The 13,741-nt window shown below is 73.7% G+C and carries 9 protein-coding genes; 2 read left to right on the forward strand and 7 right to left on the reverse strand.

From position 1 onward, the window contains the following. Window positions 1-10: 10 nt before the first annotated feature. The 3 genes from ACIHCL_RS05080 to ftsE all read right to left on the reverse strand — a co-directional run bounded on the left by ACIHCL_RS05080 (window position 11) and on the right by ftsE (window position 2,917). Entirely contained in the window at window positions 11-1,219 is a 1,209-nt protein-coding gene (locus ACIHCL_RS05080) for a S41 family peptidase (RefSeq protein WP_399856981.1), read from the reverse strand. 67 nt (window positions 1,220-1,286) lie between these two features. Continuing rightward, a complete protein-coding gene (gene ftsX / locus ACIHCL_RS05085) occupies window positions 1,287-2,204 on the reverse strand; it encodes a permease-like cell division protein FtsX (RefSeq protein ID WP_399856983.1) in 918 nt (305 codons plus the stop codon). A 23-nt stretch (window positions 2,205-2,227) separates the two neighbouring features. Further along, window positions 2,228-2,917, reverse strand: coding sequence for a cell division ATP-binding protein FtsE (gene ftsE / locus ACIHCL_RS05090; protein ID WP_399856985.1), 690 nt, complete (start codon window positions 2,915-2,917; stop codon window positions 2,228-2,230). Window positions 2,918-3,187: 270 nt separating this feature from the next. Here ftsE and ACIHCL_RS05095 point away from each other — a divergent pair, with 270 nt between their 5' ends. Further along, on the forward strand, window positions 3,188-3,382 hold the full coding sequence (locus tag ACIHCL_RS05095; protein ID WP_399856987.1) for a hypothetical protein: 195 nt from the start codon (window positions 3,188-3,190) through the stop codon (window positions 3,380-3,382). A 220-nt stretch (window positions 3,383-3,602) separates the two neighbouring features. Here ACIHCL_RS05095 and ACIHCL_RS05100 read toward each other — a convergent pair whose 3' ends face one another. The 4 genes from ACIHCL_RS05100 to ACIHCL_RS05115 form a co-directional block, all read right to left on the reverse strand. Further along, the gene (locus ACIHCL_RS05100) at window positions 3,603-4,562 is read right to left on the reverse strand and encodes an LPXTG cell wall anchor domain-containing protein (protein WP_399856989.1); all 960 of its coding nucleotides are present in this window, start codon (window positions 4,560-4,562) and stop codon (window positions 3,603-3,605) included. A 424-nt stretch (window positions 4,563-4,986) separates the two neighbouring features. Further along, window positions 4,987-6,093, reverse strand: a complete 1,107-nt coding sequence (prfB, locus tag ACIHCL_RS05105) for a peptide chain release factor 2 (protein WP_399856991.1) — start codon at window positions 6,091-6,093, stop codon at window positions 4,987-4,989. A gap of 172 nt (window positions 6,094-6,265) precedes the next feature. After that, window positions 6,266-7,501 carry a serine/threonine-protein kinase gene (locus ACIHCL_RS05110; protein ID WP_399856992.1) on the reverse strand — a complete coding sequence of 412 codons (1,236 nt, stop codon included), beginning with the start codon at window positions 7,499-7,501 and terminating at the stop codon, window positions 6,266-6,268. A gap of 200 nt (window positions 7,502-7,701) precedes the next feature. Continuing rightward, window positions 7,702-9,324, reverse strand: a complete 1,623-nt coding sequence (locus ACIHCL_RS05115; protein WP_399856994.1) for a serine/threonine-protein kinase — start codon at window positions 9,322-9,324, stop codon at window positions 7,702-7,704. Between the two features lie 674 nt (window positions 9,325-9,998). Here ACIHCL_RS05115 and ACIHCL_RS05120 point away from each other — a divergent pair. Then, window positions 9,999-13,637 carry an FHA domain-containing protein gene (locus ACIHCL_RS05120; protein WP_399856996.1) on the forward strand — a complete coding sequence of 1,213 codons (3,639 nt, stop codon included), beginning with the start codon at window positions 9,999-10,001 and terminating at the stop codon, window positions 13,635-13,637. Window positions 13,638-13,741: the final 104 nt, after the last annotated feature.

The raw sequence follows: 13,741 nt of genomic DNA on the forward strand, positions 1-13,741 counted from the left end.
CATTTTCGCACTACGAGCCGCCTCCGAGGCCACTCAATACCGTTTCGGCCCGCTGCTCGGCCCGGGATTCGACCACCAGGTCCGGAGTGATGCCGTGGCCGTCGACACCGCGGCCCGCGGGGGTGCGGTAGTGGCCCACGGTCAGTTCGGCCACCGCGCCGCCCGGGAGCCTGCTGGGCATCTGGACCGATCCCTTGCCGAAGGTGCGCGAGCCGACGGTGACGGCGCGGCCCCGGTCCTGGAGCGCCCCGGTGAGGAGTTCGGCGGCGCTCATCGTGCCGCCGTCGACGAGGACGACGAGGGGGCGGTCGGTGTCACCGCCCGGCTCCGCGTAGAGCGCCCGTTGCTCTCCGCGGACGTCGTACGTGGCGACCAGGCCCCCGTTCAGGAAGGCGGAGGCGGCGGTGACCGCCTCCGTGACCAGGCCGCCGGAGTTGCCCCGCAGGTCCAGCAGCACCCCGGCACCGGCCGGGGCCCCGCGGACCGCGTCCCGCACCTCGGCCCCCGACCCCCTGGTGAACGAGTCGACGTCGATCAGCACCGCCGCCGAGGGTGCGATCCGGTCCGGTCCGAGCCGCCGGACGGTGACCGCCTCGGTGCTGAGCCTGGCCCGGTGCAGCCTCTTCGCGCGGAGGGCGGAGCCGCGCTGGACTCCCAGGACCACAGTGCTGCCCGCCGCCGCCCCCGTACGGTCCCCGCGCAACAGGGCGACGGCCTCCGCGACGGGGCGTCCGTCGATCCGCCGCCCGTCGATCGTGCGGAGCAGGTCGCCCGGCGCGATACCGGCCCGCTCGGCGGGGCTGCCCGGCTGCACCCGGGCCACCTCGACCCGTCCGTCGGCCGCGCGTCTGGCGGCGATCCCGACGCCGGTGTACGAGCCGTCGAGGGCCTGCTCGAACTCCTCGTACTGCCGCTCGTCGTAGACCGCGCCCCAGCGGTCCCCGCTCCGGCTGACGACCCGCTCGGCCGCCTCCGTACCGGACTTGCCGTCGGCCACGGCGCGGGCGGCGGCCGAGGCCACCTCGTCGCCGTCGACGGCGGGAGCGGAGGCGGCGTTGAGGGGGGCCGCGGAACGGGCCGCCGGCCATGGGGACTTCGCCTTGTCGCGCGGCAGCGAGCCGGTGGCCGCGGCGGTGGCCAGCACGGACACGAAGACCAAGCTCAGAGCGGCCCCGCGGCGCACACCGCGGGGCGCGAAACACCGTGCGGGACCCGACATGGCGCCGAGTCTAGGACAACACCCCGCGGGCGCACGGACGGTTGACCGCCTCCCCGCGGGGCACTCGTCACACCTTGAGGTACTTGCGGAGTGCGAGGAGAGCGGCAACGGCGGGCATCAGCAGCCCGATCGCCAGCACCAGGGGCAGCTTGGTGAGGACCGCCTCCCAGCCGATGAAGTCGATCAGGGTCAGCTTGCTCTGGAGCGCCAGACCGCCGTCGATCAGGAAGTACCGCCCGGCCAGCAGCATCACGCAGGCGAGCACGCCGCCGATGAGGCCGGCGAACGCGGCCTCCATGATGAACGGCATCTGGATGTAGAAACCGGAGGCGCCGACCAGCCGCATGATGCCCGTCTCCCGCCGTCGGCTGAACGCGGACACCCGGACGGTGTTCACGATCAGCATCAGCGCGATCACCAGCATCAGCACCATCACGAAGATGGCCGCCACGTTCATGCCGTTCATCAGACCGAAGAGGTTGTCCAGGATCGACCTCTGGTCCTGGACGGACTGCACCCCGTCACGGCCCGCGAAGGCCGTGGCGACGACCTTGTACTTCTTCGGGTCGTGCAGCTTGACCCGGAACGACTCCTGCATCTGGTCCGGCGTGATGTTGCCGGCCATGGGCGAGTCGCCGAACTGCTGCTGGTAGTGCTTGTACGCCTCGTCGGACGACTCGTACGTGACCTTCTGGACCGCGTCCATCTTGGTGAGATCGGCCTCGATCTCCTTCTTCTGCTGGGCGGTGACGGCCCCCTTGGCGCACTTGGGCGTCGAGGTCACATCGTTCTTGCTGCAGAGGAAGATCGAGACGTTGACCTTGTCGTACCAGTAGTCCTTCATCGTGCTGACCTGTTCGCGCATGAGCAGCGCGCCGCCGAACAGGGCGAGCGAGAGGGCGACGGAGACGACGACGGCGAAGGTCATCGTGAGGTTGCGACGGAGGCCGACGCCGATCTCCGACAGGACGAACTGGGCGCGCATGGCGTCCTTTCAGTGCTGGATGATCAGTGCTGGTAGCCGTAGACGCCGCGGGCCTGGTCACGTACGAGACGGCCCTGCTCCAGCTCGATCACGCGCTTGCGCATCTGGTCGACGATGTTCTGGTCGTGGGTCGCCATGATCACGGTGGTACCGGTCCGGTTGATCCGGTCCAGCAGCTTCATGATGCCGACGGAGGTCTGCGGGTCGAGGTTACCGGTCGGCTCGTCCGCGATCAGCAGCATGGGACGGTTCACGAACGCCCGCGCGATCGCCACGCGCTGCTGCTCACCACCGGAGAGCTCGCCGGGCATCCGGTCCTCCTTGCCACCGAGGCCGACCAGGTCGAGGACCTGGGGCACCGCCTTGCGGATCTCGCCGCGCGGCTTGCCGATGACCTCCTGCGCGAACGCCACGTTCTGCGCGACGGTCTTGTTGGGGAGGAGCCGGAAGTCCTGGAACACCGTGCCCAACTGGCGGCGCATGTGCGGCACCTTCCAATTGGACAGGCGGGCGAGGTCCTTGCCCAGAACGTGGACCGAGCCCGTGCTGGCGCGCTCCTCGCGGAGCATGAGTTTCATGAAGGTGGACTTGCCTGAGCCGGAGGAGCCCACCAGGAAGACGAACTCGCCCTTCTCGATTTCGAGCGACACATCCCGGAGAGCCGGGCGGCTCTGCCTCGGGTAGGTCTTGGAGACGTTGTCGAATCGGATCACGGATGCACCACGGTCGGCCGGGAGTAGGTGTGCGTGACCATACGCGAACCGGCCTTACGCGTGCAGGCGGACGTCCGGTCATGGGCGATTTATGGGGGAACGGAACCAGCCGGGAGCAGGGGCGGGAACGATGCGGAACGGGCGATGCCGGGCGGGCCGCGCCGAAATCCGCGCAAGCTGGCACAGTGGGAGGGGGAACGGTTGCGTTTCCGTGAGCGTTGTGCGGAGAGAAGGCACATGCGGCTCCGCCGCGCGAGAGGAGGAAAGCGCATGACCTACGACCGACTGGTGTGCGCGAACTGCGCGGCGCCCGTGAACGAGGGCCGCTGCCCCACGTGCCGGGCGAGCCGGGAACGGCTGCAGCAGGAGCAGGGCGTCCTCGCGGGGCTGAGCCCCGTGACGCTGGTGGCCCTGCTGGTGGTGATGCTGGGCGCGCTGGCACTGCTGGCGCACCAGACCGTGTAGCGGCGACCGCACGGAGCCGGTCCGCGCACCCCGTCCCGTGGCGGACGGAGGCACGCGCCGGAGGGCCGGACCAACGCGCACCGGGTGCGAGCGGGCGGTTACGGCGGGTGTGTACGTGTGCGGTCATGCGGAGGGGCCCGGGATGCCGGTCATCGGCGTCCCGGGCCCCTTGCGCGTATGCGTGGCACCCTTGTGAACACTACGCGTCGCGCGATCGTCCTCAGGCGACGGTACGGCCGCCCACCAGACGCGGCAGGATCCGGAAGCCGATGCCTCCGGCGATCATCGTCGCGGCGCCGACCAGCAGGAACGTGGTCTCGGCGGCACCGGTCTCGGCGAGCTCGTCCTTGCCCTTGCTCTGCTCCACCGGCTGGTTGCCGACGGAGTTCGGGTTGGTGTTGTCGGCGCACTTCGCGCCGTTGTGGTCGACGGTGCAGGTGTCGGCCCCACCGGTACCGGAGCCGGTGGTGCCGGAGGAGGCACTGCCCGTGGTGCCGGACGAACCGTTCCCGGACGTGCCGGACGAATCGTTGCCGCCGGACTGCTGGCCACCGTTGCCGTTGCCGCCGGACTGCTGGCCACCGTTGCCGTTGCCGCCGGACTGCTGGCCACCGTTGCCGTTGCCGCCGGACTGCTGGCCACCATTGCCGTTACCGCCGGACTGCTGGCCACCATTGCCGTTACCGCCGGACTGCTGGCCACCATTGCCGTTACCGCCGGACTGGTCACCATTGCCGTTACCGCCGGACTGGTCACCGCCGCCGGACTGGTCTCCACCGCCGGACTGGTCTCCACCGCCGGACTGGTCACCGCCACCGGACTGGTCACCGCCACCGGACTGGTCACCACCGCCGGACTGGTCACCGCCACCTGCGTCACCGCCACCGCCGACATCGGCGCCACCCGCGGCGTCACCGCCACCGCCGACATCGGCGCCACCGGCGGCGTCACCGCCTTCCGACCCGCCCTCCGACCCGCCTTCCGACCCGCCTTCCAGTCCCAGACCGGCGTCGAGCTCCACACTGGTGTTGTCGACCTCGGCCTTCGCGGACAGGCCGGGCACGTTCACATCGACCATTCCGGTGGCCGACGCCGCACCGGCAGCGGTGAGCGAGGCACCTGCGGCGATCACCGCACCGGCGGTGATCCGCGCGACGCGTACTCGCGTCTTCTTGGTCATCTGTTGCTACCCCCAGTAGCTGTTCTCGTCAGTGGAGCAGCCATATGTGGGCCTCGGCTCCGCGGGGTTCGCTCCGAACGGCGCCACATCGAGTCGTAGCCATGCCGCCCGCCCCCGCTCACACCCGTCCCGGACATACGCATGCTGCTCTAGCACCCTGTCCACAGTTAAGAATTACGTCAAGGCCGTTCCAAGCAATGTGCCCCGCTTTGCTCGCAGTTGGCCATCATTCAGCAGCGAGACTGTGACGCACTCGCCACGCCGCCCGTGCGGCGCCCAGCCCCAACTCCCCCTTGGGACCGGTCCGGTGACCTGCTCCGACGGAAAAGCGACCGGCGCCCGAACCCCGTCGGGGGATTTCGGCACCGGTCGCTCTTCCGTCGGTCGTCTCCGCCGGCCGCTTCGTCGGCGGTCGCTTCTCCGCCTACTTCTCCCGCTGCTTGCGCCAGCGGATGCCCGCCTCCAGGAAGCCGTCGATCTCGCCGTTGAAGACCGATTCCGGGTTACCGATCTCGAACTCCGTACGCAGGTCCTTGACCATCTGGTACGGGTGCAGGACGTAGGACCGCATCTGGTTGCCCCAGGAGTTGCCACCGTCGCCCTTCAGGGCGTCGATCTTGGCCTGCTCCTCCTGGCGGCGGCGCTCCAGGAGCTTCGCCTGGAGGACGTTCATCGCGGACGCCTTGTTCTGGATCTGCGAGCGCTCGTTCTGGCAGGAGACGACGATGCCGGTCGGGATGTGGGTCAGGCGCACCGCGGAGTCGGTGGTGTTGACGCCCTGCCCGCCGGGGCCCGAGGAGCGGTAGACATCGACGCGCAGCTCGGACTCGTCGATCTCGATGTGGTCGGTCTGCTCGACCACGGGCAGCACCTCGACGCCCGCGAAGGACGTCTGGCGGCGGCCCTGGTTGTCGAAGGGCGAGATCCGGACGAGCCGGTGCGTGCCCTGTTCGACGGAGAGCGTGCCGTAGGCGTACGGGGCCTGGACGGCGAAGGTGGTCGACTTGATGCCGGCCTCCTCCGCGTACGAGGTCTCGTAGATCTCGGTCTTGTAGCCGTGCTGCTCGGCCCAGCGGAGGTACATGCGCTGGAGCTTCTCGGCGAAGTCGGCGGCGTCCACGCCGCCTGCCTCGGCCCGGATGTTGACCAGGGCCTCGCGGGCGTCGTACTCGCCGGAGAGGAGCGTACGGACCTCCATCTCGTCCAGCGCCTTCTTGACGTCCTCCAGCTCGGCCTCGGCCTCGGCGAGCGCGTCGGCGTCTCCTTCGTCCTGGGCGAGCTCGAAGAGGACTCCGAGGTCGTCGATGCGGGCGCGGAGGGCCTCGGCCTTGCGGACTTCGGCCTGGAGGTGCGAAAGCTTGCTGGTGATCTTCTGCGCCGCCTCGGGGTCGTCCCAGAGGGAGGGCGCGGCCGCCTGCTCCTCGAGCGCGGCGACGTCCGCCCTCAGCGCATCCAGGTCCAGAACGGCCTCGATGGACCCCATGGTCGAGGAGAGGGACTTCAGCTCTTCGGAAATATCGACGACTGCCACGGGTCCAGCGTAACGGCTGTCGGAGCGGACATTCCCCGGACGGCATGATCACGATGCGCCGACACCGCTGAATCACGGTTCGCGGGCCCGCCGGTCCGCGGCCTCACCGCCCCGCTGGTCCGGGGCGTCACGGCCCCGCCGGCTCTCGGCGCGGTGGTGCGGGCGCCTCGGCTCAGGGGGTCTCCGGCGCCGAGCTCTCGGTTTCCTGCGGGGGCACGTCCGAGGAGCCGTCGCGCAGCATCAACCAGCCGCCCACACCCAGCGCGGCCACCAGCACCAGGGCGGCGGCGCCCAGGGTGAGGCGGCGCTTGCGGACGGCCGCGGACTTGTTGCGGGCCGAGCCGGGGCGGGGCGCGCCCGGGGAGCGCGGGGCCCGTGCGGTGCCGAGGGGGCCGCCGGAGAGCTCGTCGGGGGCCGGGACGCGCATGCTGGTGTGGGTGTCGCGGTTGGAGTCCGTGGACGAGCCGGGGACCAGCGGCACGGCGCCGCGGCGGCGGGGCGACTCGGCGGGGGCGTACGGCTGCTCGTCGTACGCCCGGGTTTCGGGCTCGGCGCCCGGCTCGTCCACGTCCAGCGGCGGGATGCCGGCCAGCTGCGGAAGCTGCTCGCGCAGCCGGGAGGCGAGCTCGGAGGCGCGCAGCCGGGAGGCCGGGGCCTTGGCCAGGCACTGGACCAGGAGCTGCCAGAGCTCCTCGGGGATGCCGGGGAGGGGGACGACCGTCTCCGTCACATGGCGGCGCAGCACGGCGCCGGGGTGCCCACCACCGAACGGGGTGAAGCCGGCCAGGAGTTCGTACAGGACGGTCGCGAGGGCGTAGATGTCGACTGCGGCACGGGGCGGAAGGCCCTCGACTATCTCGGGGGCCAGGTAGTCCGGAGTGCCGATGATCTTGCTGGCCCTGGTGCGGCCCGGGGTGTCGATCAGCTTGGCGACGCCGAAGTCGGTGAGCAGGGCCGGGTGCGCGTTGCCGGGGCCGAGCGGGCCCTCCATGTCGAGGAGGATGTTCTCCGGCTTGACGTCGCGGTGGACCACTCCGGCGGCGTGCGCGGCGGCCAGGCCGTCGGCGACGTCCGCGATGATCGCGACGGCGGCCTCGGGGGCGAGGCGGCGTTCGCGGTCGAGACGGGTGCGCAGGTCGGTGCCGCGCACCAGGGTCATGACCAGGGCCAGGTCGTTGCCGTCCACCACGAGGTCGCGGACGGCGACGATGTGGGGATGGTCCAGGCCGAGCAGGGCGGTGCGCTCCCGGACGAAACGGCCCACGAGTTCCTGGTCGGACGCGAGGTCCTCGCGGAGCAGCTTGATCGCCACGGGGCCCTCGGGCCCGTCGCCGAGCCACACCGTTCCGGCGCTGCCTCGCCCCAGGATCTGGTGGGCGGTGTACCGGCTGCCGATTTTCCGTGCCAAGACTGCTCCCTCAGCGGCTGGCGGGTGGACCGTCGCTCACGACCCCCGGTCGACAAAGTTACGCGCCGACCGGGGGGTTGAGTGCCTGGGATGGTGCCAGCCCTCGCTTCCGCGGGCGAATCGCGGTGGAATCCGGCCCGCGGAAGTCGACATAGCTACAGAGTCGATGACATGCCGACGCCTTCGCGTCGGACGGCGGTTCAGCTCTTGCCGATGTCGCCGATTTTCGAGACCCAGTCGGTGATATTGGAAATCGTGTCACTGATGGCCTGCCAGTAGCTCTTGCCCTGGCCGATCCAGTCCTGAAGCGGAGTCAGTTCCCAGATCAGCCAGCCCGCGACGAAGAGCAGGACCAGCGTGAACAGGCAGCCCTTGAGGCAGCCGAGGCCGGGAATGCGCATCGGGTTGGCGCTGCGCTGCCGCGGTTCACGGGGAGGGCTCGGCTCGCGGGGCGGGCGGGGTGCGGGCTGCTGCGGGGGCGCGTACGGCTGGGGCTGCTGGGGCTGGAACTGCGGTTGGTACTGCTGCGGTTGGTACTGCTGCGGGGCGTACGGCTGCTGCGGAGCGTACTGCTGCGGCCGGGGCTGGGGCTGGGGCTGCGGCGGCTGGGGCCGCTGGGGGCGGCGGCGCAGCGGGTCCTGGCTGGGGTCGAGGTACTGGACCTGCGTCTGCTCGTTGCGGTCGCGGGCCGCCTGGAGCTGGGACTGCCAGGGATGCGGGCCCTCGGGGCGCGGGGGGTCGTCCGGGCGCGGGGGCATGGGCGGCATGACCGTGGTCGGTTCGGCCTGCCCGTCCTGGCCGGAGGTGTGCGGCAGCACGCTGGTCGCGGCGCCGGGGTCGTAGGAGCCGGCGTTGCTCGGCAGCACCTGCGTCGGGGCGGCGGCGTCCGGGGGCTCCGGAACGTGCGCGGGCGACGGGTCGGGAGCGAGCAGGGACGCCACGTCGTCGGCCGCGGCGATCTCGGCGGCGGAGGCGTGGACGCCGATGCCGGCCGCGACGGTGCGCAGCGCGCGGGCGAGGTTCTCCGCGCTGGGGCGGCGGTCCGGGTCCTTGCTCAGGCAGTGTTCTATGACCGTCCACAGTGGTTCCGGGACGGTGGTGGGGCGGCGGGGCTCCTCGCTGAGGTGCTGGTGCAGGACTTCGAGGGCGGTTCCGCCGGAGAACGGCGGGCGGCCGGTGACCAGCTCGTACAGCAGGATGCCCGCGCCGTAGACGTCGACGGCGGAGGTCTGCGGGCGGCCCTCGGCGGACTCCGGCGCGACATAGGCGGGGGTGCCGACGAACTCGTGGGTCCGGGTGAGCCCCGGGGAGTCGGCCAGGCGCGCGATGCCGAAGTCGGTGAGCATGGGCCGCATCTGCCCGTCGCGCTCGTCGAGCAGGACGTTGGCGGGCTTCAGGTCGCGGTGGACCACGCCGTCGGCGTGGCTGGCGGCGAGCGCGTCCGCGATCTGCGCGGTGAGCAGCGCGGCGGCGACCGGGCTGAACGGGCCGTTCTCGCGGAGGTACCGGTGCAGGTCGGGGCCGTCGATCAGATCCATGACGAGGGCGAGGACATCGCCCTCGACGACCAGGTCGCGGGTGCGCACGATGTTCTCGTGGGTGAGCCGGAGCAGCACCGAGCGCTCGCGCAGGAACCGCATCACGATGTCCGCGTCGTTGGCGAGCTCCTCCTTCAGGACCTTGATGGCCACGGTCGCGCCGGGCTCGCCGGCGACGGCCGCCTCGGCGCCCGCTGCCTCCCGCTGGCGGGCTCGCCAGACGGTGCCCGTGGCGCCGCGCCCCAGCGGCTCCTCAAGCAGGTACTTGCTGCCTACCGGCCGCACGTCATGCGCTCCCTGCAGATCGTGGTGTTCACGGTGTCCCCGGATTCGCACCGGGGGTCCGGCCCACTCTAGTGCCGCTCCCGGCAACGTTCGCCGGTCACTGCACCGGAGGCTCCGGGGGCCGTCGTGACCGGCGCCGTCGCCCGGCGGGCGGCCGGGCGGGGTCCGGCACCCCGCCGCCACGGAACAAGACGCTCCTTTTCCACCGATGGTTGCCGCGCACCCGGCCGACGGGCACCGCGCGCGCCTGCCGGGCCCCGTGCTCCCCGCGTTCCCTGCCGCGTCCGGGGCCGCACCGTCCCGGGTCGGGCGGGTCTGGGGCATTCAGTGGGACCGGGGCCGTGCGGCGGCGACCGGGGGCATACGGCGGGGACCGGGGCCGTGGAACGGCCACCGGGGCCCCGAAGGAAGCTCCGGGAGGGTTCCCGTGCCACGCAATGCGCTCGGATCAGGCACTTATGGGAGCACACTCGGCCATTCAAGATCATTTTCTGACGGCCGCCGGGCGGATTGCCGCCGACAGGTGCGAGGATGCCTACAGCACGGGCCGCGGGAGGGGAAGCCCCGCGACTCGTGACGATCCTGTACCGGACGACGCGTCCGTGCCGGGTGGGGGAGACCGACAGGGCGTTCCCCCTGCCCGGCGCCCCGCGTAGAAGGGACCGCTGACGGCGATGCAGATCCGGCTGACCGTCCTCGCGCCGCGCAGCGGCCAGACCCCGGCGCGCGCCTGTGACGTGCTGGTCACCGCCCCGACCGGGACGGCGCTCGCCGCCGTGGCGTCCGAGCTGGCCTCGGCCGTCTCCGGGCCCGACGGGCCGCCCGCCGGCGGGTCCGTGGCGCTGTTCGCCGGGCGTGAGCGGCTCGACCCGCAGCGGTGCGCGCTGGGTGAGCCCCCGCTGCTCGACGGGGCCGTGCTGTCCCTCCAGGTCCCGGGCGAGGACGAGGCCGGGGACGAGATCGTTCCGGCGCAGTTGCACGTGGTGGCGGGCCCCGACGCGGGCGGGGTCCATCTGCTGCACGGCGGCCGGGTCAGCATCGGCCGCTCCGCCGACGCGGACGTCCCGCTCGACGACCCGGACGTCTCCCGGGTGCACTGCGCGGTGACGGTCGCCGAGGACGGCCTGGTCTCGGTGGCGGACCTGGGTTCCACCAACGGCACCCTGCTCGACGGCCGGGCGGTTCGCGAGCACCCGGTCCGGCTGAAGCCCGGCGCCCTGCTGAGGCTCGGCGAGTCGACACTCCTGCTGGCCTCCGGTGCGCGGACGCCGACGCTGGCGACGGCGCCGGACGGCGAGGGCCACCTGCGGGTGTCCGGCACGGCGGGCGCCGAGGGCGGGCGGCCCGGGGAGCACGACTCCGGTCACGGGCACGCCCCGGCCGTCTTCCCCGGAGCCGGGCCCGGGGCTGCCCCGCAGGACACGCGGGAGGGGGGCGACGGCGGGCATGATGACGCTCCCGGTCCCTCCTCCGGCCTCCCGGAGGACGCCTCCGCCGGCCTCCCGGAAGGTGCCACGCCCCGGCGCGGCGGGATAGGCGCCTGGGCGCGCAAGCTCGCGGGCAGCCGGGGCGAAGCCGTTCATGAGGCGGCGCCCGACGGAGCGGGATCCGCCGCGGCGCCGCACACGCCGTCGGAGGTGCCCCCCGCGGCCTCGGCGGCGGGAAGCGTCTGGCCCGACCCCGCGGCCGTACTGCTGACCGCGCTCGGCCCCGGCCCCCGGCTCTGGGAGCGCGACCCCGCTCACCCGGAGGCGCTCGTGGTGCGGCTGGGCACGACCGACCGGGCCGAACTGCCCGTCGTACCGGTGACCGTGGGACTGCGGGAGGCCGGTTCGCTCGGCCTGGCCGGGCCGCGGAACCGGCTGGCCGGACTCGCCCGTTCCACGGTGGCGCAGCTCGCCGCGCTGCACTCCCCCGCCGACCTGGAGATCGTCCTGATCAGCACGGACCGGTCGCGCGGCGCCGAGGAGCGCAGACGCGAGTGGGCCTGGCTCGGCTGGCTGCCCCATGTGCGCCCGACGCGCGGCCAGGACTGCCGGCTGCTGCTCGCGTACGACCGCGAACAGGCGGCGGCCCGCACGGCCGAGCTGGAACGGCGCCTGGACGAGGGGCTGCTCGGCCCCGGCTGGGCAAGCCAGGACAGGGCCGCGGTCGGGCAGGCCGCCGCACGGCACACGGGGCCGTTCACGGTGCTGGTCGTCGACGGCGACCCCGGTTCGGCGGCGCTGCGCGAGAGCACCGCCCGGCTGGCCGCCGCCGGTGCCGCCGCCGGGATCCATCTGATCTGTCTGGCCGAGACGTCGGCCGCCACGCCCACGTCGCCGGTCGCGGCAACATACGAGGACGCCTGTCACGCCTCGATCGCGTTCCGCGAGTGCGGGGCCGTCGCGATGCTGAGCGGTGACGTGGCGACGGCCCTGCGGCTGCTGCGCACGTCCGACGGCCGGGCCGCCGGACACGGCACCGTCGCCGCGGTGGACGCGGTGTCGGCGCACTGGGCGGAACGCTTCGGCCGGGCCCTGGCCCCGCTGCGCACGGACGCCCCGGCCCCGGCGCACGGACCCGTCTCGACCGCGCTGCCGCTCTCCGCCCGGCTGCTGGACGAGCTGGGCCTGGCCCGGGCCACCCCGGCCTCGTTGATGGCCCGCTGGGCCTCCGCGGCGGACGAACGGCGCCCCGCCTCCCCGGCGCCCGCCACCCGTCGGCCGGTCGGCTCCGCGGGCAGCGGCAGCGGCGGCGCGGGCGAGGCGGACGGCCCCGGTTCGGGCCGCACGCCGTACCCCGCCCAGCGGGCGCGCGGCGTGACCCCGCGCGTGGGCGCCCAGCGCACGGTCGCCGGACCGTCGTACGGACCGGGCGGGTACGGCTCCGCCCCGGGGCGCGCCCCGTACCCCGGCAGCGAGACCGTCACGCATGTCGGCGCGGTCGGCCACGGCCTGGCCCGCGACGATGTGCGCGGAGCGCACGGGGCCCAGGGCGCGCCGGAGGCCGACGAGGGGCCCGGGGGGCGCGCGAACCACGAGGGCCGGGGCTCCGGGGCCGCCCCACGGGTCAGCGGCGGGCGCTACGGCGAGGCGCCCGCGGACGCCCCGGACGCCCGCACGGTCGCCGGATCCGGTCCGTGGAGCGGCGGGGGTGGCCGAGGTGGCGCGGGCGGAGCCGTGGCAGCCCGTGCCGCGGTGGCCCCGCACACCGCCCCGGGCACGGACCCGGGCACCGCGGCGGGAAGGGCCGCGGGCGCGGAGGTGGCCGCCGCCACCCGGAGACGGGCGTCCCCCGCCCCCGCCTTCGGTCGCCCCTACGTGGTGCTGGGCGCCGGGCCGCAGGGCCCGGTCGGCGTGGATCTGACGGAGGAGGGCCCCCATCTCCTCGTCGAGGGGCCGCCCGGCAGCGGGCGCACGGAGCTGCTGCGCGCCGTCGCCGCCTCGCTGTCCGCCGCCGACCGGCCCGACCGGCTGGGCATCGTGCTGGTGGACGGCTCCGGCGGCGAGGGCCTGGCCCCGTGCGCCGAACTCCCGCACGCCTTCGCTCATCTGGTGGCCTGCGACCCGGTGCGGATGCGGGAGTTCGCGCAGGCGCTGGGCGGTGAGCTGAAGCGGCGAGCCGAGCTGCTGGGCGAGGAGGACTTCGGCGGGTGGCACCGGCAGCGGGAGCTGGCGCGGCGGATGGTCGGCCAGCGCCCGCCGAGCGCCGCGGAGCAGCGCGGCGACCTGGACTCCCCGATGAGCGGGACGCTCCGGCTGCGCCCCGCGGGTGCGCGGCCCGAGGTCCCCGGGCCGACCCCGCTGCCCCGGCTGGTCGTCCTGGTCGACGACTTCGACGCGCTGGTCGCCCCCTCGCTCGGCAATCCCGGTCGCCCCGCCGCCGGTTCGGTCGTTCGGGCGCTGGAGGCCGTGGCCCGGGAGGGCGGCCGGCTCGGCGTCCATCTGGTCGCGGCATCGGCCCGCCCGGAGCGCACGGAGGACACGGACCTCGCTCAGGGAGCCCGGCTGCGCATCGTGCTGGACGCCCCGGCCGTTCCGCGCTCGCCCGAGGACCCGGAGCCCGGACGCGGCCGCCTGGGCCATCCGGACGGGCGGGTGACGCCGTTCCAGGGCGGCCGGGTGACAGGACGCATACCGCGTACGGCGACATCGCGGCCCACCGTCGTCCCGCTGGACTGGGAGCGGATGGGGGACCCGCCGACCCGCCGCCCGGTCCGCGAGCTGGGCAACGGCCCGACGGACCTGGCGCTGCTGGCGAGTGCGCTGGAGCGGGCGGCGCGGACGGTGAACGCCGAACCGGTGGCCCCGCTCGGGCCCGTCCACTCCTGAGCGTCCCCGCCCCATCCACCTCGTCCGCCCCTGCCCGGCCGCCCCGGCCCGTTCCCGTCCTGCCGCGGGGCCGGTCCGGGCCGCCGACCCGGTGTGTCCGGTCC

The organism is Streptomyces sp. NPDC052042 (assembly GCF_044548345.1).
GTDB lineage: Bacteria > Actinomycetota > Actinomycetes > Streptomycetales > Streptomycetaceae > Streptomyces.

Excerpts from the sequence above, each read along its gene's own strand:
- ACIHCL_RS05095 (WP_399856987.1), top strand. The coding sequence starts at position 3,188 with ATGACCTACGACCGACTGGTGTGCGCGAACTGCGCGGCGCCCGTGAAC.
- ACIHCL_RS05120 (WP_399856996.1), top strand. The coding sequence starts at position 9,999 with ATGCAGATCCGGCTGACCGTCCTCGCGCCGCGCAGCGGCCAGACCCCG.
- ACIHCL_RS05100 (WP_399856989.1), bottom strand. The coding sequence starts at position 4,562 with ATGACCAAGAAGACGCGAGTACGCGTCGCGCGGATCACCGCCGGTGCG.
- ACIHCL_RS05080 (WP_399856981.1), bottom strand. The coding sequence starts at position 1,219 with ATGTCGGGTCCCGCACGGTGTTTCGCGCCCCGCGGTGTGCGCCGCGGG.
- ftsX (WP_399856983.1), bottom strand. The coding sequence starts at position 2,204 with ATGCGCGCCCAGTTCGTCCTGTCGGAGATCGGCGTCGGCCTCCGTCGC.